Here is a 25,210-nt window from a genome sequence, read left to right as displayed (position 1 = left end):
GTGCCGACCTTTCCCGACCTGCAGTTCGATCCGATCTCCTTGTCGCGGCAGACCTCACCAGGTAGCTACGCGCGCGGCACTGCGGTGTTCAGCCACCGCCTGGTGCGCGACTGCCGGGTCGGGCACCAAGCCGCCACGAGCCAGGGCGATGCGTGGGTGATTGAAGGCGAGGTCGAGGGCTCGGCCGGCGCGCCGTACTCCACCCGCGTGGTGCTGGAGGTCGACACCACGGGGCGGGTGCTGCGCTTCGACGGCGACTGCTCCTGCCCCGTCGGCGTGGACTGCAAGCACTCGGTGGCGCTGGCCTTGCAGGCCCGGCGAGTGGCGCTCGCCGAAAGCACGGCGCGCTCCAGGCCCGGCACCGCCAAGGCGCCCGCGCCCCACACGCAGGTTCTGCAGGCTCTGCAGGCCCCGCAGGCCCGTGCCGTGGAGCAATGGCTGGCCCGCTTCGAGCTGGCCGCACCGCAGGCTGCAGCCCTGTCACCGCCGCCCGCCTCTTCCCATTCGGTGGATCTGATCGTCTTCCTGCTGCAGCTGGGGCGCCCGGCTCCCTTGCTGTCGTGGGGCATGTCGCGGCCGCTCAAGCGCGGCAACGGCTGGACGCAAGTCAAAACGGTCAACTTCCTGCCGCTGCCGCCCACTGGCGAACACAGCGCCACGCACGAATGCGTGCACCTCATCCGCGCGCTCGGCTACCCATCTTCCAGCACCCAGGGCACGCTGCAGGGCCAGTCAGGCCTGCTGGCCTTGCGCCTGGCCGCGCAGACGGGGCGGCTGTTCGTGGCCGACGAGCAGGGCGACATAGACGGTGCACCGCTGCGCTGGGGGCCGGAGCGCGCGCTGGCCTGGAGCTGGACGCAAGCACCCGCGCGCAGCGGCCAGCCCGAGGCCGCCTGGACGCTGTCCGCCCGCCTGGCCGAGGGTGACGGCCAGATCCTGCCCGGGCCGCCGCCCTGGTATCTGGATCGCGCTGCCAACCAGTGCGGGCCGGCCCTGGCGGCTGGCATTCCCGAGCGCAACCTGGCGCTGCTGCTGGCCGCACCCCCCATTGCGCAATCCGTATTCGACCGGCAGCCCGCCGCGCTGCTGACCCGGCTGGCGGGCCTGCCACTGCCGCCCACGGTGGTGCCCGCCGAGCCGCTGCAGGGCGTCGTGCCTACCGCCCACCTGCACATCGCCCCCGTGCCCGCGCCGCAGCGCGCCACGCTGGGGCCGCTGTGCGCCACGCTCACCTTCGACTACGCAGGCCTGCGCTGCTACTGGGCGCACCAGCAAGGCTGCATGCTCGCAGACCGCGACGGTCGCCGCGTGCTGCTGCAGCGCGACCTGACCGCCGAGCTGGCCGCGCGCGCTGCACTGCTGCGCCTGGGGTTGCTGGACGACGGCGCCGGCCTGCATTACCTGCCGCCAGCCCAGGCCGGCGTGACATCGCCGTGGCTGGACTGGGCAGTGCAAGACTTCGCGCAGCTGCGCGAGGACGGCTTTGCGATCACGCAGGACGACGCCCTGCACGGCTTCATCCAGCAAAGCGGCGCGCTGGACGTGCGCCTGACTGGTGCCGACGGCCAGCCCTGGCAGCCGCACGGCGGCATGGGCGATACGAGCGATACGAGCGATATGCAGGGCGGCGCGGGTGGCGCTGCCAGCCCCTGGTTCGACCTGTCACTGGGCATCGAGATCGACGGCGTGCGCCAGAACGTGCTGCCGTGGCTGCCCGACCTGCTCGCGCAATTGCAGGCCACGCCCGAAGGCTCCGCGCTGCCCGACTGGGTCTGGCGCCAGCGCGAGGACGGCGGCTACGTGCGCCTGCCATCAGCGCCGCTCAAACCCTGGCTGCAGGCGCTGCTGGACTTGGTGGGCGACCACGCGCTGGACGGCGAAGGGCTGCGCTTGTCGCGCCTGGAAACCCTGCGCCTGGGCGCTGCGCTGGGCGACGGCGTGGAATGGGCCGGCGCCGCGCAGCTGCGCGAACTGCTGCGCCAGTTGGCGGGCCGCGCGCAATTGCCCGAGGCGCCTGTGCCGCAGAGCCTGGTGGCCGAGCTGCGCCCCTACCAGCGCCACGGCCTGAGCTGGCTGCAGTTTTTGCGCGCGCAGGGCCTGGGCGGCATCCTGGCCGACGACATGGGCCTGGGCAAGACGCTGCAGACGCTCGCCCATGTCCTGGCCGAACAGGAAGCCGGCCGCCTGGACCGGCCGGCGCTGGTGATCGCCCCGGTCAGCCTGCTGGGCAACTGGCAACGCGAAGCCGCGCGCTTTGCGCCCACGCTGCGCACCGTCGTCTGGCATGGCCTGGCCCGCCATGACGCCGCGCAGGACATCGCCCGCAGCGACCTCGTCATCGCCCCCTATTCGCTGCTGCAGCGCGACCGCGCGCTGTGGCTGGAGCAGCCCTGGCATGTGGTGGTGCTGGACGAGGCGCAGAACATCAAGAACGCCAGCACCCATGCCGCGCGGGCGGTGGCGCAGCTGGATGCGCGCCACCGGCTGTGCCTGTCGGGCACGCCGCTGGAAAACCACCTGGGCGAGCTATGGAGCCTGTTCCACTTCCTGATGCCGGGTTTTCTGGGCAGCCAGGCAGGGTTTGCCAAGCACTTTCGCACGCCCATCGAAAAGCATGGCGACCCCGATCGGCTCGATCAGCTGCGCCGCCGCGTCACGCCCTTCCTGCTGCGCCGCTCCAAGTCCGAAGTGGCCAAGGATCTGCCGGAAAAGGTGGACAACCTGACCACCATCGCCCTGGCCGGCGCGCAGGCCGACCTGTATGAAACCGTGCGCCTGGCCACCGAGAAGGCGGTGCGCGACGCGCTGGCGGACAAGGGCCTGGCGCGCTCGCAGATCCACATTCTCGATGCGCTGCTCAAGCTGCGCCAGGTGTGCTGCGACCCGCGCCTGCTGGGCGACAAGGTTCCGTCCGCACGCAACGGCGCGCCGTCGGCCAAGCTGGAATGGCTGATGGAGCAACTGCCCGAGATGCTGGCCGAAGGCCGGCGCGTGCTGCTCTTTTCGCAGTTCACCAGCATGCTCACGCTGATCGAAGCCGGGCTGAAAGAGCGTGGCCTGGCATGGACGAAGCTCACCGGCCAGACGCAGCAGCGCGAGAAAGCCATTGCGCGCTTCACCGAGGGTGAAGTGCCGCTCTTTCTCATCAGCCTGAAGGCCGGCGGCACGGGCCTGAACCTGCCGCAGGCCGACACCGTGATCCACTACGACCCGTGGTGGAACCCCGCCGTGGAAGACCAAGCCACGGGCCGTGCCCACCGCATCGGGCAGAAGAACACGGTGTTCGTCTACAAGCTGGTGGCCGAGGGCACCATCGAGGAGCGCATCCTGGCACTGCAGGCGCGCAAGGCCGGGCTGGCCGAGAGCCTCTACGAGGGCGCCGCCGCCAGGCGCGAGCCGCTGTTCACCGAGAATGACGTGGCAGAGTTGCTGCGCCCGATGGCCTGACCAGGCAGGCGCCCTGCCCGATCCACCGAAATAGCGGGGTTTGCCCCAAGTCCGCGCGCCATCGCTTGATGGGGCCGCACGGGATAATCCAGCGCTCCATGAACCTCGTTTCCCTGAACATCGACAGCATCCAGCTGGGTCAGCCGCTGCCCTTCGTGCTGCGCGGCTCCGACGGCGTGCTGCTGGCGCAAAAGGGGTATGTCATTCGCAACCGGGCCGAGCTGGACACGATGGTCGCCCGGGGCCTGCAGCTGTGCGTGGACACCAACGAGTCGGGCGATAGCCACCGCGCCTACCTGGCCCAGCTGCAGCGCATGCTCAATTCCGACCAGTCGCTGGGGCAGATCGCCGCGATGAAGATCAGCGCGACCGCCAGCAAGGCAGACCGCGCCGCGCCAGCGAGCGGCCTGCCGGACTGGGGCGAGATGCAACTGCGCGCGACCCAACTGCTGCGGGCACCGTCTGCCGTCGACTTCCCGGAGCGTTTTCAGGCGTTGCACGACGAGCTGGCGCGCCGCGTGACGCATTCGCCCGACTCCACCTTGCTGGCTCTGATGCATCTGGCGGCCCGGGAAATGCGCATGTACAGCGCCACCCACGCCATGCTGGTGGCCTGCATCACCATGCTGGTGGCCCGCGAGACCCTGCACTGGCCCGACGCCCGCGTCCACACGCTGGGCCAGGCGGCGCTGTCGATGAACGTGGCCATGACGGCCTTGCAGGATCAGTTGGCCGTGCAGCCCGAGGCGCTGACCGCAGAGCAGATGCACGCCATCGAAACCCATGTCGAGCGTTCGGTGGCTCAGCTGCGCCAGCTGGGGGTGAGCGACCCTATCTGGCTGGAAGCGGTGGCCGAACACCATCGCCGCGCGCCCGGCCCTCTGGCCAGCAAGACCGAGGGCCAGCAGATGGCCCGGCTGATTCAGCGGGCCGACGTCTTCAGCGCCCGCATTGCGCCGCGCGCCACACGCAACCCGATGCCGGTGACGGCCGCCTTGCAGGGCAGCTACCACGACGAAAACCAGCAAGTGGACGAAGCCGGCGCCGCGATGGTGCGCACGCTGGGCGTGTATCCGCCGGGCGCCTATGTGCGGCTGGCGTCTCAAGAGGTGGCCGTGGTGCTGCGCCGCGGTGCCAGCGCCACCACCCCGCGCGTGGCTGTGGTGCTGAACCAGACCGGCATGCCGACGGGTGAGCTCATTCCACGCGACACCTCGCAGCAGGCCTGGAAGATCGCCGCCCCGGTGGCCCGCCACGACGTGCGCGTGCAGGTGCGGCTGGAACGACTGCTGGCACTGGCCGAGCGCGTCTGAGCCTTTCGCAAGACTCGATTCCTCGTCATGGAATCGTTGCGGCCGGCCTTGCGTCGTGCCACGATGGACCGCTTCATGCAATCCAAAATCCGGCTGGCCCCGTAGAAAGAGCCGAGCTTCCGGTCCAATCGATCACCGAGGAACCTTGCCATGCGCCGACCCGTCCTGCCCTTTTCCGCCTTTCATGGCTGCTGCGTCGCCCTGGCTCTCGCATCGTCTGCAGCATTTGCCGCCGACGCCCCCGCAGCCTCCAGCAAGCCCGCCAACGCTGCCACGCCTGGGGCTGTTGCAGCCTGCCCGGCCTTGCTGAACCACCGTTTCGACCGTCTGCAGGACGAAGCACCGCAGTCGCTGTGCCAGTACGCCGGCAAGGTGGTGCTGGTCGTCAACACCGCCAGCTACTGCGGCTTCACCGGCCAGTACAAGGGGCTGGAGGCGCTGTATTCCAAATACCGCGACCGGGGCCTGGTGGTGCTGGGCTTTCCGTCGAACGACTTTGCGCAGGAGGGCGGCAGCAATGCGCAGATTGCCGACTTCTGCGAAAACACTTTCGGGGTGAAATTTCCGATGTTCGGCAAAACGGCCGTGCGGGGCAGCGACGCATCGCCCTTCTATCGCCAGCTGGCCGAGCAGGGGGGACAGGCCCCGCGCTGGAACTTCCACAAATATGTGGTGAGCCGATCCGGCGCGGTGGTGGGCAGTTTTGGCAGTTCGGTCGACCCGCAGAGCAAGCAGGTGTTGGACTTGGTGGAACAGCAACTGGCCGCAAAGCCCTGAACGGCGGCAGTCCGAAGCCTTCAAACCTCTGGCGTTTGCCTATATCATTTGAACCTTACGGCAAATTTACAAAATTTAGTATTTTTGTCAGCCAGGGGGCTGGAACTTCCAAAACAGCACCCCACTCTATGAAGCACTGGTTGCAAAAAAGCCACCTCACTGTTTACTGTTGCGAAGCCTTTCGGGCCCTGTGGCCCGACTGAAATCCTGGAGCGCTTCTCCTCCCTCCCTCTCTTAATTCGTTTCGGGACGCTTCGCAACTTTTTTATGCCGCAAAAAAAGCGCCTCCTGGCAACCCAGGCGGCGCTTTTTTCTTGGGCCTGCAACAGTGACGTAGGTTCAGTTCAGCCCAGTTCAGCGAGGCACGGTGTCGGCAAAGCTCGGGCGCTGCGCGAGCTTGTCGAACAGGCGGGCCAGGTTCGCGTGGTCGGCACGCCAGTCGATCTGCGGACAGCGAAACTCCAGCCAACCCAGCGCACAGCCGACGGCGATGTCGGACAGGCTCAGGTGAATGCCGCTGCAGTAAGGCTTGTCGCCCAGCCCATGCGCCATGGCCTGCAGGCCGGTGCGCACCTTGGCGAGCTGGTAGTCGATCCAGGCGGTGCTGCGCTCGCCTTCGGCGCGGCCGTCCCAGATGGACTCGAGCCGCGCCAGGATGGCCGCGTCCATCACACCGTCGGCCAGTGCCTCCCAGGTCTTGACCTCGGCGCGCTCGCGGCCCTGGGTGGGGATCAGCCGGCCCACGGGCGAGAGGGTGTCCACGTACTCCACGATCACGCGCGAATCGAACACGGCCTCGCCGCCGTCCATGACTAGGCAGGGCACCTTGCCCAGCGGGTTCGAGTCGCCGATGGTGGTGCCTGGCGCCCACACGTTTTCCTCGACGAAGCGGTAGTCGAGCTTCTTTTCAGCCATCACCACGCGCACCTTGCGCACGTAAGGGCTGGAGAGGGATCCGATGAGTTTCATGGGTGCAGGTCCGGGGCGGGAACGGGTGGCGACAAAGGGGGCGGCAAAGGCGGGCCGCCGATTCTAGGGGCTGCAGCCCAAACAGGGCTGTCGTACAGGCGGCCCCTACAATCACGCGCCATGAGCCTGTCCACCATCACTGCCCTTTCGCCGCTCGACGGCCGCTACGCCGCCAAACTCAGCCTGCTGCGCCCGATCATGAGCGAGCACGGCTACATGCACCGCCGCGTGCAGGTCGAGGTGGCGTGGTTCATCTCGCTGTCGGACGCAGGGTTCGATCAATTCAAGCCGCTGACCACCGGCGCGCGCGCCTACCTGCTGGGGCTGGTGAAGAACTTTTCCGAGGCCGATTCACAGGCCATCAAGGACATCGAGAAGACCACCAACCACGACGTGAAGGCGGTCGAGTACTGGATCAAGTCGAAGTTCGAGGCGCGGCCCGAGCTGGAAAAGGCCGCCGAGTTCGTGCACTTCGCCTGCACCAGCGAAGACATCAACAACACCAGCCACGGGCTGCAACTGCGCTCGGGGCGCGATCAGGTCATCTTGCCGGGCCTGGACCGCGTGGTGCTCAAGCTGCGCGAAATGGCCCATGCCTTCGCCGACGTGCCGATGCTCAGCCGCACCCACGGCCAGACCGCCAGCCCGACGACGGTGGGCAAGGAACTCGCCAATGTGGTGGTGCGCCTGCAGGGCGCCGCCGAGCGCATCGCCAGCGTGAAGATCCTGGCCAAGATGAACGGCGCCGTGGGCAACTACAACGCCCACCTGTCCGCCTGGCCCGACTTCGACTGGGAAGCCTTCAGCAAGAAGGTCGTCGAGACGCCCGAGCCGCTGGGCCTGGGCCTGACCTTCCAGCCTTATTCCATCCAGATCGAGCCGCACGACTACATGGCCGAGCTGTTCGACGCCATCGCGCGCGCCAACACCATCCTGATTGATCTGTCGCGCGACATCTGGGGCTACGTGAGCCTGGGCTACTTCAAGCAGCGCCTGAAGGCCGGCGAAATCGGCTCCAGCACCATGCCGCACAAGGTCAACCCGATCGACTTCGAGAATGCCGAAGGCAACCTGGGCCTGGCCAACGCGCTGTTGCGCCATTTGTCCGAAAAGCTGCCCATCAGCCGCTGGCAGCGCGACCTGACCGACAGCACCGTGCTGCGCAACATCGGCGTGGCGATGGGCTATGCCGCGCTGGCCTACACCTCGCTTTTGGCCGGCCTGAACAAGCTGGAGCTGAACGAAGAGGCCCTGGCTGCCGACCTGGACGCCAGTTGGGAAGTGCTGGCCGAGCCGATCCAGACCGTCATGCGCCGCTATGGCGTGCAGGGCGCGTACGAAAAGCTCAAGGAAGTCACGCGCGGCCAGGTGGTGACGGCCGAGGCGCTGCACGCGCTGATCCAGGGCCTGGAGATTCCCCAGCCCGACAAGGACCGCCTGCTGGCGATGACGCCCGGCAGCTACATCGGCAAGGCGGCCGAGCTGGCGCGCCGGGTCTGACGCTTCGGCATTCAGCCACCGGGTTTTAGTCAAATAGGCTGCCAGCGCTTGGTGTACAAGCGCTGGCAGCTATCTTTTTGTGAGTGAGCATTCGCCCCATGGCCATCAAGTCCACCATCTTCAAGGCGAGTCTCGCCATCGCCGACATCGACCACAGCTACTACGCCGACCACGCGCTGACGCTGGCCCGCCACCCCAGCGAAACCGACGAACGCATGATGGTGCGCCTGGCCGCGCTGGCGCTCAACGCCTGGCAGCTGCAGGCGGTGTGCCAGGGCGACGGCACGCTGGCTTTCGGCGCGGGACTGTCCGACCCGGAAGATCCGGACGTGTCGATCACCGACTTCACCGGCCGCAAGCGCCTGTGGATCGAAGTCGGCCAGCCGGAAGACAAGCCGCTGGCCAAGGCGTCGTCCAAGGCCGATGCGGTGCTGGTGTACTGCTTTCACCATGCGGCCGAGGTCTGGTGGAAGGGCATTCAGACCAAGCTGACGCGGCAGGAAAAGCTGCAGGTCTGGCGCATTCCCGCCGACGCGTCGCAAGAGATGGCCGCATTGGCCGAACGCAGCATGCAGCTGCAGGCGACCGTGCAGGAAGGCGCCCTGACGCTCAGCAGCACCAAGGGCAGCGTGCATGTGGAGCCGGTGCGCTGGAAGTGAGCCAGCCGCTATCGTGCAACCTCCGGCAGGAGTGCCGCAAATCCCGCAGTTCCCATTCAGCAGTCAGTTTTTAAGCCAAAACAGGCTTTAGCGCCCGTACAGCAAGCGCTTCTAGCTATTAATAGATGAGCAAACCGCTGGGGCGCGCTGCAAAAAAAGCGGCTACCGCTGCGCGCCGGTGCCCGGTCGGCTGCTCCTATCCCTGCCCCTGTTGCTGAATCTGCTGCTGCGGCAGCCAGGCCAGCAGCGCATCGCGGTCCATGGGCCGGGCGATGTGGTAACCCTGCCCTTCCTGGCAGCCCATGTGCTGCAGGGCTTGCCAGACAGCGGCGTCCTCAATGCCTTCGGCCAGCACGCTCAGCCCCAGGTTGCGCCCCAACTGGGTCACCATCTCGGCGATGCGGGCGCCCTGCGGCTCGCCCAGTTGCTGCACGAACGAACGGTCGATCTTGATGCGGTCGAGCGGCAGCCGCTCCAGATAGCTCAGCGACGAGTAACCGGTGCCGAAGTCGTCGATGGCGATGGACACGCCCTCCGCGCGCAGGGCCGACAGGGTGGCTTCCAGCAGTTGCGTCGGCAGCGCCGCCACCGACTCGGTGATCTCCAACTCCAGCTGCCGCCCCTGCAGGCCGCTGGCGGCCAGCGCCGTGCGAACCAGCCCCAGAAACCCGGCGTCCTGCAGCTGTACTGTCGATACGTTGACGGCCATGCGCTGCGGTGCAAGGCCCAGGTCGATCAGTTCGCGCATCGTCGCGCATGCCGTCTTCAACACCCATTGGCCCAGCGCGACGATGATTCCGGAGTGCTCGGCCACCGGAATGAACTGGTCGGGTGGCACGAACCGGCCGTCGGCGGTGCGCCAGCGCAGCAGCGCCTCCAGCCCGACGAGGCTGCGGGTGCGCAGGTTCAGCTGCGGCTGGTAGACAAGAAAGAGCTGCCGTTTTTCGATGGCGTCGCGCAGCTCGGACAGCAGCAATGCGCGGGCACGGGCCTCCGCGCCCATCTGGTCGGCGTACTGCAGGTCTTGCCCACGGTGATCGCGCTTGGCGCGCTTGAGCGCGATGGTGGCGTCCTTGACCAGATCCGCGCCGGCCTGGGCCTGCTGCGGCAGCCGCACGTAGCCGCAGGTGAGCGACACCTTGTGCGGCACGCCATCGACGGCCAGCGGCGGCCGCACGCAGTCGAGCAGCCGCCGGGGCTGCACCTGGTGCGCGGGGCCCAGCACGCCGAATGTGTCCGCGCCCAGCCGGGCCAGCAGCACCCCTGCGGGCACCGCCGCTTCCAGGCAGCGGGCGACCTTCTCCAGCAGCCGGTCGCCGAAGCGGTGGCCCATCACTTCGTTGGTGGCGCTGAAGTCGTCGATGTCGACCAGCGCCAGGATGAAATCGCCACAGTCACAACCACCACCGCCGCCGCCACAGGCGTTCACCGCCTGCACGAAATGCGCGCGGTTGGGCAGATTCACCAAGGGGTCGTGATAGGCGCTCTCGTGCAGACGCCCCAGTTGGCGACGGCTGCGCAGCAGCGTGCCGAGGTGAGCCCCCAGTACGTCCAGCAACTGCGCATCGAGCTGTCCATGGCCTTGCGGCACGTCGATGAAGACGGCCATGTCCTGGCCGTTGCGCTCGCCATGACGGGCCTGCGCGTCATGCCCGCCGATGTGCAGGGCCAGCCCACCGCCAGCGCCATGGACGACACACCGCTGGTCCAGCGCGGCCGCCAGCAGCTCGCGCTCTGCGCCGGGCGGCAACCGGTGGACCGGCAGGCCCGCCCGGCCAGCCAGCCGACCGGCGGCGGCGATCACCTGATAGCTGCCGTGGCCGTCCTGGCTCTGGGCGCACACCAGGCCGTTCGCATCGACCTGGAGCAAGCGGGCCAGCAAGGCCAGCACCGCCGCGGCGAATGCGGGGGCGTCACCGGCGTCCAGCAGTGCCGCGGTGGACCGCACGATCAGCTCCAGCCCCTCTCGGCTGGCCTGCGCCGCGCACAGTTGCCGATACGAGCGCACGGTGGTGACCACAGTGGTCAGCAGCCGGTCGGGATGGATATCGGCTTCGGTGAGACGGTCGCTGATGTCGTCGCGCAGCCGGGTCTGCAGGTTCGGCGCGGAACCGCTGGCCGCGCGCACGACGATGCGGGTGTGGGCGAGCCCGGCGCCGCGGCGGATGAACTCGACCCATTCAAGCACTGCGGCCTCGCAACCGGCCACGGCCCCCTCCGTTGCCAGATCGAGGATGACCAGCGCCAGGTCGGTCTGATCCATCAGCAGCGCCCGGGCCTCGTCGCCGGAAACCGGCTGCAGGAGTGTCAGCGGCCGGTTAAACAGAGTGCGGCCCTGCACTGCGGCGCGCATTGCCGCATGCACGCCGGGGTCGTCGCCGACGACCAGGATGCGCCAGTGCGCGCCGACGCCTAGCGGATCGGGGCGGACGTAGGGTTCGGTCTCGTGCTCCATGTCAGCGTCGAGGCATCGGCCCAGCATCGAGTCGGCGGCCCGGCGGGTTGGCCCCGCCGGCGCCGGCAGCGGGCCGCATCGGCCCGGTCCATGCCAGCGCCCGCTCAGGCCGCATGTTCGGCGGGCTGAGGCGACGTCACGGCGGCCACGCGCACCTGGTTGCGGCCGCCGCGCTTGGCCACATACAGCGCCTCGTCAGCCAGGCCGTAGGCACTGTCGAAATCGCCACCCTGCGCTGCCCAGCTGACGCCGAAGCTGGCCGTCACGCCGCTGCCGTCGGGCAGGTCGAAGGCATGCGATTCGATGGCCTGGCGCAGCGACTGCGCGACGCGCTCGGAGGCGTCGACACCCTGGCCTGGCAGTACCACGGTGAACTCCTCGCCGCCTACGCGGCCGATCTGCGCCGCAGCTGGCACCACCGACTTCAGACACGCCACTACGCCGAGGATGACGCGGTCGCCCACCGGGTGGCCGAAGCTGTCGTTCACGCGCTTGAAGTGGTCGATGTCGAGCACGATCAAGGCGAGGTCCGCGCGCGCGAATTGCCGGTTGACAAGCTCGATGACGGCCGCGCGGTTGAGCACGCCCGTCAGAGGGTCGTGGTTGGCGCGGTGTTCCAGCTCGGCGGCCAGCTCCTGCAGCCGGGCGTTCATCTGGTTCATCTCCAGCTCCGCCCGGTCGCTGCGGCGCACCAGCCGGCGCGTTTCGCGCAGCAGGCGCTCGTAGCCGAGGATCAGCTCGTCCAGCGCCTGCGCACAGTCGATCGGCGCAGCGGCGCCAGTGGTATTCGTCGCCACGCACGCCGCCCGCGCTGCCTGTGCGGCCAGCAGCGTCTGGTGTTCCGCGTGGAAAAGGTCGGTCGCGGCCCCGGTGTCGGAGGTAGGCATCAGGCAGCGCCGACCGAGTGGTTGATGAACTCGATGGCGGGGAAGTCCTCGCTCAGTTCCTGGCCGAACTCCAGGATCGTGTCGTCTTCCTCGTCGTGGTACCAGTGCAGCACCACGCGATTGCCGGCTTCGACAGCGCTGTCCAGCGCTTCGATCAGGTTGAACAGCATCTTGGTGCTGGAACTGTTGAAGTAGGCCAGCGCGATGTGTACTTGCAGCGTGGCGTCGCCCTGGGTGGCGAGAAAAGCCTTGAGCTGGCCGATCACGTCGCCGTAGAAGGCGGCCGCGTTTTCGGGGTACGACTCGCCGCGCAGGCTGAGCGTGCCGGTGTCGAATTGGAAGTCCACTTCGGGCGAGCTGGGTGTGGGTGCGATGTAGAGGTTTTCCATCAGTGATCTCGATTCATGGGCGGGCGCCGGGCGCCTAGATGGCCGCCTTCAGATAGAAGACGGGCGCATGGCCGGGCAGGTCGTCGGCGGTGAAGTCGAAGTCGAATTCCAGGGGTTCGCTGGCGTCGCGCGCCACGGTCAGAAAGCCCAGGCCGGCGCCCTTGCTGCCCTGGGGCGTTTCCTCGCGCAGGCTCTGGCGATAGGCTTGCTTGATTTCGTCCAGCGTCATGCTGCGCAGCGCGCTGAGCTTGACGCGCAGTTCCTCGGCCATGGGTGGCTCGACCGGGTTGGAGCACAGCAGCAAAAAGCGTCCGTCGCTTTCGCGGCGAATGCACACCGAGCCATGGCGCAGTTCGCCGTCGGTCTGGCTCGCCGGGGTCAGCGAGTCGGCCGAGTAGTGAATGATGTTCTGCGCCATTTCGACGAACGACGAGAACAGCTTGCGCCGCGTGGGGGCGGGAACGCCCGCCACTTCCAGCTGCAGCTTCACCGCGTCGGCCATGGCCGCCACGATGTGCTGCGAGAAGTACCCGACGTAATAGAAGATGACCTGGTGCTGGCGCGCCAGCTGAAAGAAGGAGCCGTACTTGTCGGCCATCAGCGGGGAGGGCATGTCGGGTTTCGGTTCAGGTGCGAAAGCAAAGGAAGGTGACGTCGTCGCGGCGGTGGTGCTCGCCCTGCCACACGCGCAATGCTTCCAGCACCGCGCCGTCGATGTCGTGGGCGGGCTTGGCCCGGTGCTCGAGCAGCAGCTCGCGCACGCGCCGCTTGCCCAGCGCAATACCGCGGGGGCCGCCGATCTGGTCGATCAGCCCGTCGGTGCTGACGAAGACCAGGGTGCCGGCCTCGAGCACGGCTTCCTGGTTGCGCCAGGCGTAGTCGAATTCGCTGTCGACGTAGCCCACGCCCTTGCGCTGGCCCTCGAGCACTTCCACGTCGGCAGCACCGGGCCGCAGCAGAAACATCGACAGGCGCGCGCCCGCGAACACCAGCCGCCCGTTTGCAGGCTCGAACCAGAAGCAGGCGGCGTCCATGCCGTCATCGGAGCCGGGCGTGCCGTCCTGGCCGTCCATCTGCCCCAGCATCTGCTTGATGCTGCGGTTGACGTGGCCCAGCAGGCGCGCCGGGTCGCGCGGGCCGCCCTGCTCGATGGCCTGGTTCAAGCTGGTGGAAGCGATCAGCGTCATGAAGGCACCAGGCACGCCGTGGCCTGTGCAGTCGGCGACCGCCGCGAACCAGCCGCCCGCGTCGGTGCTGAACTGGTAGAAGTCGCCGCCCACGATGTCGCGCGGCTGCCAGACCAGGTGCGCGCCTGGGCAAGCCCGCGCCAGGGTGTCGAGCGAGCTGCGCAGCGTGGAGCGCTGGATCACGCTGGCGTATTCGATGCTGTGCATGACCTGGCGGTTGCGCGACGCCTGCATGTCGGCCACCACGCGCATGAGCTGCAGCCCGTTGGACACCCCTGCGAAGTCGCCGTCGCGGGTGATGATGAAGCCGTCGGACAGCGCCTTTTCCCCGTACTCCACGGTCTTGAACGTCAGCGCCTCGATGTCCAGCCCTGCATCGACGATGAGCGGTTCCTTGTCCATGAAGGCGATGCAGCTCTTGCGGCCGTACAGCTCGTGCCGGAACTGCTTGCTCATCTGCGACAGGAAGATGTTGCGGTTGATGAGGCCGATGGGTTGCCTGCCCTCCACCACGGGCAGGCTGACCAGGTCGCGGTGGCGGCTGAAGACTTCGAGCACCTTTTCATTGGTGTCGTCGGTGGTCAGGCACGGTACCCCTGTACACAGATCGGCCGCGCTGGGCTGGCGGTAGCGCGGCCGAAAGTCGCTCAGGTACTCGGTGGTGTCATGCATGACGCGGTGCGGAGGGTGGGTGTGAACAAATGTTACGCACCGCGCGTGTCCATTTCATGACCATCGTGTGACAACACGGCGGCCACGCACGCCCCCTTCCTACCCCGCTCGCGGGAGCGCCGCGTTAGCCTGGGCCAGGGTTTTGGCGCGATGGCCGAGACCCCCTTCACCCCGCCGAAAGCATCCATGGAAATCGAGTTCAAGTTCATCGTCCCGGCCGAACGCCTGGCAGCCGTCGAAGCGGCCCTGCACTCAGCGCCTTGCGTCGTCACACCGCTGCAGGCGTACTACTTCGACACGCCCGACAGCAGCTTGGCCACGGCCGAGGTGGCATGGCGTGTGCGCCGCGAAGGAGACCTTTGGGTGCAGACCGTGAAGGCCCCGGGCCGCAGCCCGCTGGAGCGCGAGGAACACAACGTGGCGCTGGCGGACTTCTCCGCGGGGAACGGGCTGCCAGACCCGGACCTGCACCGGGGCACGGTCGCAGGAGACCGGCTGATCGAAGCGCTCGGGGCGGCGTCGCACGGCGTGGTCCGAACCTACGAAACCCGCATATCACGCCTGTTACGGGATGTCGTTGTGGAGGGCGGCGTGGCCGAACTCGCACTCGATACCGGCCAGGTCGTCGCATACCCGGGCACACCGCAGTGCCGGCAGGCCCGCGTGTGCGAGCTGGAACTGGAGCTCAAATCCGGTGCGCCGGCCGCGCTGGTGCAGGAGGCGTCGAAGTGGGTTCGCGAGCACGGGCTCTACCTCAGCACCATTTCAAAGGCAGAACGCGGCGAGCGGCTGATGGCCGAACACCCGGCGCGCCCGGCGACCAAGGCCAGTGCCATGTCCGCGTCGAGCGCCTTGCCGGCCGGCCAGGCGCTGCAGCAACGCGTGGTGGCCAATGTGATGGAGCAGGTAATGGCCAACGCCAGCGAGATCGCGGAAGGTGATGGCGACCAGGAACATGTGCACCAGCTGCGCGTGGGCCTGCGCCGGCTGCGCACGGCGCTGCGCGAGTTAGACATGCTCGCGCCCGGCGCCTTCGACGCCGCCTGGCAGGCGCCGCTGACGCACACATTCCGGCGGCTGGGGAACCTGCGCGACCAGGAGGCGGTATTGGAAACGGTGGGCTCCCGCCTGAACCGCGCCGGGGGGCCGCGAATCGGGCGGCTCAAGCGCGCAGATGCGTCTGCAGAACAGATCGTGCGAGATCTGGCCTTTCAGGCGACGCTGGTGAGCCTGCTGGGCTTTGCGGCGGGCGGCCCGACAGACGCCGCTCCGCATGCGGAATCACTCGACGCCGAAGCGACGCGGCGTGCGCTGCGCCGCCGGTTGCGCAAGCGGGTGCGGCAGATGCGACAAGGCAGCCGCGTCTTCCACGATCTGCCGCCCAACGAGCAGCATCGGCTGCGCAAAAGGCTCAAGCGCCTGCGGTACGTAACAGAGTTTCTCGCGCCGGCGCTGCAAGGCGGTGGCGCCCGCTTTCTAAAGCGGCTGAAGCCGGCGCAGAAGTCTCTGGGAACGCTCAATGACGAACAGGTGGCCGAAGACGTCTATCGGACTATCGCCGAGGACGATCCGAAGGCCTGGTTCGGTGTGGGCTGGCTCATTGCCCGGCGCAAGCCGCTGGTGGACGAGTGCCAGCGGGCACTCCGACGCATCGACAATGGCCCGCGCGTGCGCAAGAAGGGCTTTCGCTGAACGAGCCGGGCTCGTGGGAGGCGCTGCACGCGCGATGGGCACGGGCTTCGGCCCGGGTCACTAGGCCTGCGTCATCAGCGCACCGCATTGCCAGCACTGCTCGAACCCGCCTTCCACCTCTTCGCCACACGTGCAGAGCCAGCGCCGCTGGGGCAGGTTCTGCAACTCGTGCAGCAACTGGTGGGCGCGCTCGGCATGTTCCTCGTGTTCCAGCCAGATCTCGGGCAGGCATTCGCTGGGCGGCAAATGGCCGGCTGCCGCGCCCAGGTACTGCCTCTGTACTGACGCCGGCATGCCGGCCTCGCGCAGCAGGTCGCTCCACAGCATGGCGATGGCAATGTTCGGTGCCTGGGTGAGGCGCTGCATGGCGGGGGCGTCTTTCTCGAAGTGGATCAGCCCACCATAGCCTTCGGCCGCCCCAGAGTAAAGCGGCAAAAGCCGGCGATCGGCCCCACAGGCTAGGACTTTCCTGGCCGGCCTTCCGCAGCGCGCTCCGCATAGCGGTTGAAGCGCCAGGCCGAGCCTTCCAGCGTGATACGCCGCCAGACGACGCGCTTTTCCGGCGGCGTCATGCCCAGCCAGTGCTGCACCTCGGCAAAGCTGCGTCCGCAGCCCTTGCATTGCTCATCGCCCTGGCTGGTCGAGCAGATCGCGATGCAGGGGGTGTCGGGCGTGGTGTCGTACCAAGCCAGCCAGGCCTGCAGGGCAACGGGCGTCAGGGCGGTGTCATCCACCTCGTCTTCATGCCGGTAGACCATCAGCGCATACAGCTCGGCCAGGGCCAGCAATTCAGGGCACAGCGCCGCGCCCTCGGCATGGGCGGGCGGCCGACGTGCACGCCAATGGTTGATGGCGGCCTCCACGTCGGTGATGTGGATGCGGGCGGGTGCGGGGGACGGGGAGGAAGGAGAACAAACCATGGCAGCGCGAAGGGGGCCGATCATACGTCGCGCCGGCTTACGTTCCCGGCAGCGGCTGTAGCGCCCTTGCGCGCGCCATCGCTTCTGTTTTCATAGCAGCCTGCGCTGATATAACAAGCGCTGCAGCCTCATTTTGATCTAAGCCTATTGCGCCGCGCAGCGTTCGCTGCTTGCCGCTGTGTAAAAGGCTGTGTTCCAATGCGGGCTTCGAAGGGGAGTAGCTCCCAACCCATCCGTCTTCTGGCCAGCGCGGCCCGGAGCAGGCCAGGTTATCGGTCCTGTCGTCAGTACGAAGCACTTTGCTTCCGGCAGTCCGGGTTCGGCGTGTTCATGTGGTTGTTCTCATCCACATGCGCGCGCCGGGCCGAGCAAGACCTTTGATGGGCCCCACGGGGCTGATCAAGGCCGGCCTTCCCTTTTTGACGCACCGCGACACCGCGGGCGGGCTGCCTGATCGAAGTCCCCGTTGCCCTAGGAATGCCGCAAGGCTTTCTTGATCTCCGGAAGGGCTCGGCGCTGCAAGGCAGCGAGTCCTTCCTTTTCGTTTTTGGCTATACGACGTTTGAGGAATTTATGGACTTCTTGACTTCGCCCGAGTTCTGGGTGGCGCTCGGTCAGATCATCATCATCGACATCCTGCTGGGTGGCGACAACGCGGTGGTGATCGCACTGGCCTGCCGCAAGCTGCCTCCTGCGCAGCGCACCAAGGGCATCATCTGGGGCACCGCTGGCGCCATCATCCTGCGCGTGGTGCTCATCGCCTTTGCGATGACGCTGCTGAACCTGCCCTTCCTGAAGTTCGTCGGTGCCATCTTGCTGATCTGGATCGGTGTGAAGCTATTGGCGCCCGATGAAGAAGGCCACGGCAACGTCGCCGAGAGCGACAAGCTGTTCGCCGCCATCAAGACCATCATCGTGGCCGACCTGGTGATGAGCGTGGACAACGTGATCGCCATTGCCGGCGCCGCGCAAAACGCGGGTGAACACTCTCTGCTGCTGGTGGTGCTGGGCCTGCTGATCTCCATCCCGATCATCGTCTGGGGCAGCCAGCTGGTCATCAAGCTGATGGAACGCTTCCCGATGATCATCACCGTCGGCGGCATGCTGCTGGGCTGGATCGCCGGTGGCATGCTGGTGACCGACCCTGCTTTCGTCAACCCTGACCGCTGGACCTGGGCGCCCAAGTGGGGCACGGTCGATGCGCAAGGCATGGCTGTGATCTCCGACACGCTGTACTGGACGGCGCACATCGCCGGCGCGGCGCTGGTGCTGATCGTCGGCAAGCTGATCGTGATGCGCCGCGCCAAAACCGGCGTGCCTACAAGCCACGGCCATTGAGTCTGGCGTGAACGAATGCACGGCGCGCGGGGAACCCCGAGCGTCGTGCAGCGATCCACTCCGCCTGCTACCTTCCTGTCTGCCTTTTGAGGAAACCCCATGAACAAGGTCATCGTGTACGTGGACGATGCGGCGCATGCGCAGCAGATCCTCGGGCCCCTGTCGGCTCGGCAGACCGAAGATGCGAACAGCGCGCACTCGTCGACCCACTGGATTCTGGTCGCCTGCGCACCGCGCATGACGCACCGCATCAGCAAGTGGGTCAGCCACAGTGCCCGTGAAAATTGGCGCGCGAAATGGGCTGAAAAGCTGTTCGCGCAAGTGGTGCCCTGGCTGAGGTCCGAGGGTGCGCAGGTGTCCACCGTGCTGGCCAAAGGGCCACTGCCCGAGTTGCTGGCGCAGCTGCACGCCGAACACGGCGCCAGCGTTCAGGTAATGGACGCCCGCCGGCCCAAGCAGGAAGCGATGGTGCCTGCAGTCGCTGCGCCTGCGCCATCCGCGCCCACAGTCGTCGTCACCAAGAAGCCTCCGCGCAGCTGGTCGCTGCCAGGTTCGCTGGCCAGCGTGGTCGCCATGCTGTTCCTTGTGACGGAATGAGTGACCGGAGTTCACGGCGCGCGCAGTCTTGAAGTGAGCCAGGTGAAAAACCTGTAGGAGCGCACGCTGTGCCACACAGTGCATCGCTTCTGACTGTCACGCTTACCTTGTCGGGCTGCCCGGCTGTGCAAACGGCCCGGCAGCCTTTCTTTTTGGACTGCCCGGCCCGCTGCGCTGCTGCTATCCTTTCGCGCATGAAACTGCTTCTCAAATGGCTGCTGAGCGCAGTCGCTCTACTGTGCGTGGCCTACATCTATAGCGGCGTGGAAGTGCGCAGCTTTCCCGCGGCGCTGCTGGCGGCCTTCGTCATCGGGCTCTTCAACGTGGTACTGCGGCCGGTGTTGGTGGTGCTGACCCTGCCGGTCACCATCGTCACCGTCGGGCTGTTCCTCTTCGTCATCAACGCCCTGATGTTCTGGGCCGCCGCCAGCGTGCTGGGCGACGGCTTTCAGGTGCGCGGGTTCACGGCCGCGCTGATCGGCTCGCTGATCTACTCGGTGCTGGGCCTGCTCATCGAGTCAGCGCTCGGCGGCCTGTTCCTTAAGAAGTGACTGCATCGCACGCAGGCGCGTCTTGATGGCCCTGCGTGCTTCATCACGATCACTCACCGGCGCCCGGCAGCTACCAACTAACCCTCAGGTATTTCAGTATGAAGATCTAAAGCACGCTTTTATACTGAAAACATGCATTGGTACGAACTTAGCGATCTCCAGAAAAAACAATACATTGATGCAGAGTCGGTGTTTATGGCGCTGCGAGACGCGGAACGCGCCGCCCAATCCGTGCAGGGGTCGATGCTATGGCGGGAAGTGCGCGGCAAAACTTACCTCATACGAACCCACATAGACAATTCGCAAAAGTCGCTAGGGCCACGCACTGCCGAGACCGAGTTGGTCTACGCCAAGTTCATGGCCCGCAAGAAGCAGTCCGCCGAGCGACTGGCGGGGTTACGGCAAGCACTGCAACTCCATCAGAAGCTCAATCGAGCACACCGGGTAGGGCGCACACCCGAGATCGTGGTGCAGGTGCTCAACCAACTGCGCAAATCAGGCATCGAGGACCACTTCATCACCGTAGGCACGCACGCCCTGTTCGCTTATGAAAGCGCCTGTGGAGTCCGATTCGCAGATGAGGCCACGACGACCCAGGACATCGACCTGCTGATGGACACGCAAAAGCACCTGCAGCTGGCCTCGACACTGGAGCAACAGAACGAATCCCTGCTATCGACCCTGCAAAAGGTGGATTCCACGTTCGATCTGCGCGACGACCAGCTCTACACCGCCGTCAATTCCAGAGGGTTCGAGGTGGACGTGATACGCCGCATGGTCAAAGGCAACGATGCGCACCCCGTGCGCGTCACCGCGGCGGAGCGGGACTTTTGGGTGGTGCAGGTGGGCAATGTTGAACAAATGGCATCTGCTGCGCGTTTCTCTCAAATGGTGGTGTCAGCGTCAGGGCATATGGCCATGATGACGACGCTGCACCCAGTCACCTTCAGTCAGCTCAAGGATGCGCTGACACGCAGTCCCACGCGCGATCCGCTGAAAAAATCACGCGACGCATTGCAGGCGCAGGTGGTGACTCAGTTGGTGGATGAAATGATGCCCCATATGCGGGCGGCTCCCGCAGAGCCCGTGCCGGCTCGTCAGTAAGCCACGTCCCCTCGCTCAGCCACTCAGCGCTCGGCGGCCTGTTCCTTCAAAAGTGACTGCATCGCACGCAGGCGTGTGTCGATGATCGATGCCTCGATGTAATCCGACGCGGCGCCTGTCTTGCGCGACAGATCCTGCCCGGCCTTGAAGCGGTCCACCGCCGCTGCGTAGTCATAGCGCGCCGCTTGGGCTTCCGCCTCGGCCCGCACCGCGCGCAGCGGTTGTCCTTGTTGTTGCCAGACGCCGGCCAGCAGCTGCCATGCACCGGCATCGCGCGGGTAGGTCGCCACCCAGTTCTGCAGCGGCCCGGTCATCTCTACCGATGAACCGGTGCGCAGCAGTGCCTGGGTACGCAACACCAGCTCCGGCCGGCCGGCGCCGGTGCCCATTACGCTGCGCGGCTCGGTGCTAGCAATGGCATTGGTACTGGCGCCGGTGCTGTTAGTTGGAGCAGGGACAAGGCCCAGGTCGGCGGCCGTCAGCGCTGTACGCGAACCCTTGGCCGCGTCGCTTGCAGGGGCCAGCCGGGCAGCAGCCGCCCGCGCATCGCCGGCCGCCAAGTCCACTTCCGCAGCCAGCAAACGCGCCTGCCGCATGGCCGCAATGTCGCCCTGCACCACGGCGTCCAGCCCCTTCAGCCCTTCCTTCGCCTGAGCCACATCCTGCAGTTGGACCGCGCTCAACACCGAGGCGTACCACCCGGCGGCCCGCTGGACGGCAGGTCGTGCCGCAAAGCCCGTGCCGCGCGGCTCGACCTCCCACTGCCGCCAGGCATCCACCCCGGGGCGCATCAGCACACGGGCACGGGCCGCCATCATGGCGTGCTCCAGTGTGGGCGGCGGTGCGGGCGGCGCGCCCTGCGGCAGGCGCGACTGCATGTCGGCCATGCGCTGGCTGCTGAGTGGATGGCTGCGCAAATAGGGCCAGCTGCCGTTGTCGTTGATGCGGTTGGCCTGCTGCAGCTTGTCGAACATGCTGACGAAGCCCTGCGGCGCAAAACCCGCAGGTGCCATCAGGCCGTAACCCACCCGGTCCGCCTCTCGCTCCATGTCGCGCGAGAAATTCAATTGGTTCTGCACCGCCAGCGCCTGCCCGCCGACCATCATCGCCTGCGCCGCCTCGGGGTTCTTGCTGGCGGCCAGCGCGCCGAGCACCAGCGCGCCCAGCATCAGCGGTGTCTGCTTGCTCTGCTGCGCCATCAGCCGGGAGATGTGGCGCTGCGTGACGTGGCTGAGTTCGTGCGCCAGGACGGAAGCCAATTCGTCGCGGGTGTTGACCACACCCACCAATCCCAGATGCACACCGAAGTAGCCGCCCGGCAAAGCGAAGGCATTGACCGTGCGGTCTCTGCCCAGCAACACCTCCCAGGCGAAACGCTCTTCCAGTTCCTGCGACAACTCGCCCCGCTCACGAGCCGCTTTCAGCAAGTGCTGGAACAGGGTCTGGACGTACTCGTTCAGGATGGCGTCGTCGATGTAGTCCGGGTCGCGGTACAACTCGCGAATGATGCGGTCGCCCAGACGGCGCTCTTCGCTGGTGGTCATGTCGGCGCCGTCGCCCATGGCGGGCAAGCCGCGCTGGGCATGGGCTCCAGAAGAGCCCAGCAACCCAAATGCTATGAATACAGTAGCTGCCAGCGCTTGTCGTGTAAGCGCCCAAGGCCGTTTTCCATCAAAAGGCACGCGGTGTCTCCTGCACTGATCCAGCCAAGATCACACCTGCCTTGGCTGCTACACATCGCCGTATGATGCCCTGATCCCTTGAATGTTTCGTGCAGGCGGACTACCCGTTTGCCGCCTCTACCTTATGAGCGAAAAAGACACCCCTCCCCTTACCCACTTCGACGCCCATGGACAGGCGCATATGGTAGATGTGGGCCGCAAGCCTGCTACTCATCGCGTTGCAGTGGCCAGTGGGCGTATTGAGATGAAGCCGGAGACTCTGGCGTTGATTGAGTCTGGTACTGCTAGAAAAGGGGATGTGCTGGGAATTGCACGCATCGCGGGAATTATGGCAGCGAAAAAGACGAGTGATTTGATTCCGCTGTGCCACTCGCTAACATTAAGTCGCCTAACAATCGATTTCTTAATTCGGCCTGGCGAATTGACGGCAATAAAATGCACGGCTACTGCAGAAACGATCGGGTTCACCGGAGTTGAGATTGAAGCATTAACAGCAGTGCAGATATCGCTATTAACAATATACGATATGTGCAAGGCAGTAGACAGAGAGATGACAATTAACTCCATACAGATCGAAGAAAAACGTGGGGGCATCTCCGGAAGTTTTTCTAAAGCCTAGAGTTTTAAGTAAAGTTTTCAGAACAATCGCCACAAATACAATCCCCCATAGGGCACGCCTAAACAAGAATGCTCAGCTCTATTTTCTCTCTTGGTCCCAGGAAGACCGACTGATTCTTTATCAAAGAGCATAGGTCGATAAATATGCCGCTGAAAGTTCAGTCGCATAATAGCCTCTAGTCGACCTTCAGATAAAAGCGGCGCAGTTGTGACTAAATCAACGTCTCTCCAAAGACGAGCGAGCTTTTCATCTTTCAAGTGGTTGACGCCAGTAATGTAACTCTCCAAAAACCCTTCTGGAAACGCTCTTTCATAATGTCCCACTCGTGCATGCGACCGAGCAGGCAATCTTGCCAAAAATGGATCCGCCAGTGCAAACGGATCCAAAATTCTCACTGTAGCTCCGGCTCCATAACCAACCATACCAATCACACACTTGATGTACCCCCCTGCCGATCCGTTTAACGCATAGCCCTCGATTAGCCAGGGGTGGCGCTTCCAACCATACTGAATAGCCGGTCGAACCCCAAGATATGGATAGTAGAATGCGCGCTCATCAGCAATACCATTCAACCCTATCACAGGGCTAAAATACGACACTGGAGATAGTATGGATTTATTTAGGCTATAAATATTTAAAGACAAAATAAATACAATTACCCCAACAATCAAACGCCCCGACAGACATATACCCAAAATAATTGCGCAAACCACTAAAGGGCCGGAAAGAAACCGACCCGCCATATAATCACCGCCAGAATAGAATAAATAAGCAAACCAAAACAACAAGCCAAATACAATCGGTCTGGTGCCATTTCGAACCAGTCCAGCAGCCAATCCCGCCAAGATAACTAATGCAGTGGGTAAATCATTTTCAACAGAATATTCTATAAGATTCCAACCTTGGAGAATAGATTGTTCAATGCCCAATCCATTCTGCAGCTTTGCAAGCGCGGTGTTAGGAACAAACGCCCCATAATAAAACATTGAAAACACTGACCAAATGATGATCGGAAGGAAACCGTTTATCAAATCAAAAATCTTCCGCGAGAGCCGAGATTCCGACTGCAACATAGAGACAATTAATGCAGGTATCAAAATAAGCACAGCATCCGGCCGTGTTAAATAAACCAGCGATAGCAAAAGGCTTAAAATAAAAACACTGCGCCTTCCAGCCTTCGTTGCACCAATAACAAAAGCCGCAAGAAGCACATGAGTAAGTGGATTTTCCAAGCCAGAAGATGAGTAATCAACGAATGCCTGACACCACAAGAGCGAAGCTATGGCAATTAGGGCCACGGGATGCGGGCCGCCCATAGCCACGACCATCAATATTAATAAAATAAGTAAAAGTGCAAAGCTCAATATGATTGCCGACCAATATGGATCAGCGAACACAACTACCAGTGGAGTCAATAGGAATAACCAGAGAGGATGCGTGTAAGCTTGTACACGCTCGTTGACATTCCAGCGAAGTCCATACCCCTCTATCCAGTTATTTATAACCCTAAAAGTTATAAACGCATCCTCCGCAACCCACGCCGTCCGATAAAATGCACAAGCAAAAGCAATAGCCAGAATAACTAAAAAAGCAGAACTTAAGTTTAGGCGGAGGATTTTCATGGCAGTTCAGTATCAAAGAATCCATCCACATTCATATATCCCGTGATCTTATAAGCTTTAGGTTCTATAAATGCGATCCACTCTAAAGAGTGTCGACTTACGATCGGCAACCAAAGGGTATCTTCTTTTAGCGAGAGATCTTTGCCGAAACTATTTCGCATACAAAAATATCCCGCCGTATTACAGGAGACAAATTCTTTGGGATATTTAAACATCAGCGATCTGATATCTTTTGCCTTCTGCCTAACACCGTTAGACGCCATTGAATAGTTTATCCAACGACTTGGCATTTGCCCAATCTCGACACCACTCAGCACCATCGCTATCCTATCCGTGCTTTGGCCTGGCGGCGGATGAAGCTCTGCGGCCAACATTCGCTCCTGATAAAGTCCCCATTTCTTTACCCATTTAGGAATTTCTTCTCCTTTTTGGAAATAAATATCGTTGTAAGTGACCACTCGAAAACGATCAACCTCAAATACTATTGCCAATGGTCGCATTTCGGCTAGGGATGACGCTCCAAACAACGCAAAAAAAATCTGCCCCCCCCACAGAAGAGTGTAATCAATTCGCAATGCGGTGCGTGACTTAGACGGATTTATAAGAACCCCGTATAACAAGCAGCTAATCACAGAGCTGGTAGCAATCAACAATCCTACAAAATCAAATATCCCTAACATATGCGCCAGGGGCCACGAATACATTAAACAAGCGAAAATAATGAATATGGACGCATACGCAACAGCCGACTTTAGAAAATAGAATATGCATTTATTGGCATGCGATTTCCAATTAATATTCATTTTTACAGTCGTAATAAATTTCTTTTC

The 25,210-nt window shown here is 64.1% G+C and carries 22 protein-coding genes; 11 read left to right on the top strand and 11 right to left on the bottom strand.

What is annotated here, in order from left to right; all coding sequences use genetic code 11:
* From RQI28_RS12680 to RQI28_RS12670, 3 genes are all read left to right on the top strand, one after another.
* The gene (locus RQI28_RS12680) at window positions 1-3,447 is read left to right on the top strand and encodes a DEAD/DEAH box helicase (RefSeq protein ID WP_311222258.1); all 3,447 of its coding nucleotides are present in this window, start codon (window positions 1-3) and stop codon (window positions 3,445-3,447) included.
* 98 nt (window positions 3,448-3,545) lie between these two features.
* Window positions 3,546-4,760 (top strand): HD domain-containing phosphohydrolase, encoded by a 1,215-nt coding sequence (locus RQI28_RS12675; protein WP_311222257.1) that lies wholly within the window; start codon window positions 3,546-3,548, stop codon window positions 4,758-4,760.
* Between the two features lie 150 nt (window positions 4,761-4,910).
* Complete coding sequence (locus tag RQI28_RS12670; protein ID WP_311222256.1) at window positions 4,911-5,537, top strand: glutathione peroxidase; 627 nt, start codon at window positions 4,911-4,913, stop codon at window positions 5,535-5,537.
* Window positions 5,538-5,891: 354 nt separating this feature from the next.
* On the opposite strand, the gene RQI28_RS12665 is transcribed toward RQI28_RS12670, so the two are convergent.
* The gene (locus tag RQI28_RS12665; protein ID WP_311222255.1) at window positions 5,892-6,506 is read right to left on the bottom strand and encodes a glutathione S-transferase N-terminal domain-containing protein; all 615 of its coding nucleotides are present in this window, start codon (window positions 6,504-6,506) and stop codon (window positions 5,892-5,894) included.
* A gap of 120 nt (window positions 6,507-6,626) precedes the next feature.
* Here RQI28_RS12665 and purB point away from each other — a divergent pair, with 120 nt between their 5' ends.
* Together purB and RQI28_RS12655 are read left to right on the top strand one after the other, a co-directional pair.
* Window positions 6,627-8,006 carry an adenylosuccinate lyase gene (purB, locus tag RQI28_RS12660; protein WP_311222254.1) on the top strand — a complete coding sequence of 460 codons (1,380 nt, stop codon included), beginning with the start codon at window positions 6,627-6,629 and terminating at the stop codon, window positions 8,004-8,006.
* A 98-nt stretch (window positions 8,007-8,104) separates the two neighbouring features.
* Complete coding sequence (locus RQI28_RS12655) at window positions 8,105-8,665, top strand: YaeQ family protein (RefSeq protein ID WP_311222253.1); 561 nt, start codon at window positions 8,105-8,107, stop codon at window positions 8,663-8,665.
* Window positions 8,666-8,861: 196 nt separating this feature from the next.
* Here the strand turns inward: RQI28_RS12655 and RQI28_RS12650 are convergent, their stop codons facing one another.
* From RQI28_RS12650 to RQI28_RS12630, 5 genes are all read right to left on the bottom strand, one after another.
* Window positions 8,862-11,120: an EAL domain-containing protein gene (locus RQI28_RS12650; RefSeq protein ID WP_311222252.1), complete on the bottom strand. Its 2,259-nt coding sequence runs from the start codon at window positions 11,118-11,120 to the stop codon at window positions 8,862-8,864.
* Window positions 11,121-11,224: 104 nt separating this feature from the next.
* Window positions 11,225-12,007, bottom strand: coding sequence for a GGDEF domain-containing protein (locus RQI28_RS12645; RefSeq protein ID WP_311222251.1), 783 nt, complete (start codon window positions 12,005-12,007; stop codon window positions 11,225-11,227).
* The gene (locus RQI28_RS12640; RefSeq protein WP_311222250.1) at window positions 12,007-12,396 is read right to left on the bottom strand and encodes a DUF1987 domain-containing protein; all 390 of its coding nucleotides are present in this window, start codon (window positions 12,394-12,396) and stop codon (window positions 12,007-12,009) included. The genes RQI28_RS12645 and RQI28_RS12640 overlap by 1 nt, the downstream gene beginning before the upstream one ends.
* A 34-nt stretch (window positions 12,397-12,430) precedes the next feature.
* Window positions 12,431-13,009 carry a SiaB family protein kinase gene (locus RQI28_RS12635; RefSeq protein ID WP_311222249.1) on the bottom strand — a complete coding sequence of 193 codons (579 nt, stop codon included), beginning with the start codon at window positions 13,007-13,009 and terminating at the stop codon, window positions 12,431-12,433.
* 13 nt (window positions 13,010-13,022) lie between these two features.
* Entirely contained in the window at window positions 13,023-14,255 is a 1,233-nt protein-coding gene (locus RQI28_RS12630) for a SpoIIE family protein phosphatase (protein ID WP_311222248.1), read from the bottom strand.
* 186 nt (window positions 14,256-14,441) lie between these two features.
* Here RQI28_RS12630 and RQI28_RS12625 point away from each other — a divergent pair, with 186 nt between their 5' ends.
* Entirely contained in the window at window positions 14,442-15,947 is a 1,506-nt protein-coding gene (locus RQI28_RS12625; RefSeq protein WP_311230419.1) for a CYTH and CHAD domain-containing protein, read from the top strand.
* A gap of 60 nt (window positions 15,948-16,007) precedes the next feature.
* Here RQI28_RS12625 and RQI28_RS12620 read toward each other — a convergent pair whose 3' ends face one another.
* Window positions 16,008-16,313: a putative signal transducing protein gene (locus RQI28_RS12620; RefSeq protein WP_311222246.1), complete on the bottom strand. Its 306-nt coding sequence runs from the start codon at window positions 16,311-16,313 to the stop codon at window positions 16,008-16,010.
* 92 nt (window positions 16,314-16,405) lie between these two features.
* Window positions 16,406-16,867 carry a DUF3717 domain-containing protein gene (locus RQI28_RS12615; RefSeq protein WP_311222245.1) on the bottom strand — a complete coding sequence of 154 codons (462 nt, stop codon included), beginning with the start codon at window positions 16,865-16,867 and terminating at the stop codon, window positions 16,406-16,408.
* Between the two features lie 573 nt (window positions 16,868-17,440).
* Between RQI28_RS12615 and RQI28_RS12610 the strand changes: the two genes are divergently transcribed.
* The 4 genes from RQI28_RS12610 (at window position 17,441) to RQI28_RS12595 (ending at window position 20,457) form a co-directional block, all read left to right on the top strand.
* Window positions 17,441-18,205, top strand: coding sequence for a TerC family protein (locus RQI28_RS12610; protein ID WP_311222244.1), 765 nt, complete (start codon window positions 17,441-17,443; stop codon window positions 18,203-18,205).
* Between the two features lie 99 nt (window positions 18,206-18,304).
* Window positions 18,305-18,802, top strand: coding sequence for a hypothetical protein (locus RQI28_RS12605; RefSeq protein WP_311222243.1), 498 nt, complete (start codon window positions 18,305-18,307; stop codon window positions 18,800-18,802).
* 194 nt (window positions 18,803-18,996) lie between these two features.
* On the top strand, window positions 18,997-19,353 hold the full coding sequence (locus RQI28_RS12600; RefSeq protein WP_311222242.1) for a phage holin family protein: 357 nt from the start codon (window positions 18,997-18,999) through the stop codon (window positions 19,351-19,353).
* Window positions 19,354-19,485: 132 nt separating this feature from the next.
* The gene (locus tag RQI28_RS12595; protein ID WP_311222241.1) at window positions 19,486-20,457 is read left to right on the top strand and encodes a GSU2403 family nucleotidyltransferase fold protein; all 972 of its coding nucleotides are present in this window, start codon (window positions 19,486-19,488) and stop codon (window positions 20,455-20,457) included.
* 23 nt (window positions 20,458-20,480) lie between these two features.
* Here RQI28_RS12595 and RQI28_RS12590 read toward each other — a convergent pair whose 3' ends face one another.
* Window positions 20,481-22,019 (bottom strand): M48 family metalloprotease, encoded by a 1,539-nt coding sequence (locus tag RQI28_RS12590; RefSeq protein WP_311222381.1) that lies wholly within the window; start codon window positions 22,017-22,019, stop codon window positions 20,481-20,483.
* A 244-nt stretch (window positions 22,020-22,263) separates the two neighbouring features.
* Between RQI28_RS12590 and moaC the strand changes: the two genes are divergently transcribed.
* Window positions 22,264-22,758: a cyclic pyranopterin monophosphate synthase MoaC gene (gene moaC, locus RQI28_RS12585; protein WP_311222240.1), complete on the top strand. Its 495-nt coding sequence runs from the start codon at window positions 22,264-22,266 to the stop codon at window positions 22,756-22,758.
* Window positions 22,759-22,775: 17 nt separating this feature from the next.
* On the opposite strand, the gene RQI28_RS12580 is transcribed toward moaC, so the two are convergent.
* Together RQI28_RS12580 and RQI28_RS12575 are read right to left on the bottom strand one after the other, a co-directional pair.
* Window positions 22,776-24,380: a hypothetical protein gene (locus tag RQI28_RS12580; RefSeq protein ID WP_311222239.1), complete on the bottom strand. Its 1,605-nt coding sequence runs from the start codon at window positions 24,378-24,380 to the stop codon at window positions 22,776-22,778.
* A complete protein-coding gene (locus RQI28_RS12575) occupies window positions 24,377-25,084 on the bottom strand; it encodes a hypothetical protein (RefSeq protein ID WP_311222238.1) in 708 nt (235 codons plus the stop codon). Before RQI28_RS12575 ends, RQI28_RS12580 begins: the two co-directional genes overlap by 4 nt.
* Between the last annotated feature and the right edge of the window lie 126 nt (window positions 25,085-25,210).

Origin of the sequence: Acidovorax sp. WCS2018Noco2-16, assembly GCF_031843945.1 — a bacterium.
Taxonomy (GTDB): domain Bacteria; phylum Pseudomonadota; class Gammaproteobacteria; order Burkholderiales; family Burkholderiaceae_C; genus Paracidovorax.
Note: the sequence above shows the minus strand (reverse complement) of the source record. Positions and strands in the feature narration are given on the sequence as shown.

Coding starts and splice junctions, on each gene's coding strand:
- RQI28_RS12675 (WP_311222257.1), top strand. CDS start 3,546: ATGAACCTCGTTTCCCTGAACATCGACAGCATCCAGCTGGGTCAGCCG.
- RQI28_RS12670 (WP_311222256.1), top strand. CDS start 4,911: ATGCGCCGACCCGTCCTGCCCTTTTCCGCCTTTCATGGCTGCTGCGTC.
- RQI28_RS12665 (WP_311222255.1), bottom strand. CDS start 6,506: ATGAAACTCATCGGATCCCTCTCCAGCCCTTACGTGCGCAAGGTGCGC.
- purB (WP_311222254.1), top strand. CDS start 6,627: ATGAGCCTGTCCACCATCACTGCCCTTTCGCCGCTCGACGGCCGCTAC.
- RQI28_RS12655 (WP_311222253.1), top strand. CDS start 8,105: ATGGCCATCAAGTCCACCATCTTCAAGGCGAGTCTCGCCATCGCCGAC.
- RQI28_RS12650 (WP_311222252.1), bottom strand. CDS start 11,120: ATGGAGCACGAGACCGAACCCTACGTCCGCCCCGATCCGCTAGGCGTC.
- RQI28_RS12645 (WP_311222251.1), bottom strand. CDS start 12,007: ATGCCTACCTCCGACACCGGGGCCGCGACCGACCTTTTCCACGCGGAA.
- RQI28_RS12640 (WP_311222250.1), bottom strand. CDS start 12,396: ATGGAAAACCTCTACATCGCACCCACACCCAGCTCGCCCGAAGTGGAC.
- RQI28_RS12635 (WP_311222249.1), bottom strand. CDS start 13,009: ATGCCCTCCCCGCTGATGGCCGACAAGTACGGCTCCTTCTTTCAGCTG.
- RQI28_RS12630 (WP_311222248.1), bottom strand. CDS start 14,255: ATGCATGACACCACCGAGTACCTGAGCGACTTTCGGCCGCGCTACCGC.
- RQI28_RS12625 (WP_311230419.1), top strand. CDS start 14,442: ATGGAAATCGAGTTCAAGTTCATCGTCCCGGCCGAACGCCTGGCAGCC.
- RQI28_RS12620 (WP_311222246.1), bottom strand. CDS start 16,313: ATGCAGCGCCTCACCCAGGCACCGAACATTGCCATCGCCATGCTGTGG.
- RQI28_RS12615 (WP_311222245.1), bottom strand. CDS start 16,867: ATGGTTTGTTCTCCTTCCTCCCCGTCCCCCGCACCCGCCCGCATCCAC.
- RQI28_RS12610 (WP_311222244.1), top strand. CDS start 17,441: ATGGACTTCTTGACTTCGCCCGAGTTCTGGGTGGCGCTCGGTCAGATC.
- RQI28_RS12605 (WP_311222243.1), top strand. CDS start 18,305: ATGAACAAGGTCATCGTGTACGTGGACGATGCGGCGCATGCGCAGCAG.
- RQI28_RS12600 (WP_311222242.1), top strand. CDS start 18,997: ATGAAACTGCTTCTCAAATGGCTGCTGAGCGCAGTCGCTCTACTGTGC.
- RQI28_RS12595 (WP_311222241.1), top strand. CDS start 19,486: ATGCATTGGTACGAACTTAGCGATCTCCAGAAAAAACAATACATTGAT.
- RQI28_RS12590 (WP_311222381.1), bottom strand. CDS start 22,019: ATGGGCGACGGCGCCGACATGACCACCAGCGAAGAGCGCCGTCTGGGC.
- moaC (WP_311222240.1), top strand. CDS start 22,264: ATGAGCGAAAAAGACACCCCTCCCCTTACCCACTTCGACGCCCATGGA.
- RQI28_RS12580 (WP_311222239.1), bottom strand. CDS start 24,380: ATGAAAATCCTCCGCCTAAACTTAAGTTCTGCTTTTTTAGTTATTCTG.
- RQI28_RS12575 (WP_311222238.1), bottom strand. CDS start 25,084: ATGTATTCGTGGCCCCTGGCGCATATGTTAGGGATATTTGATTTTGTA.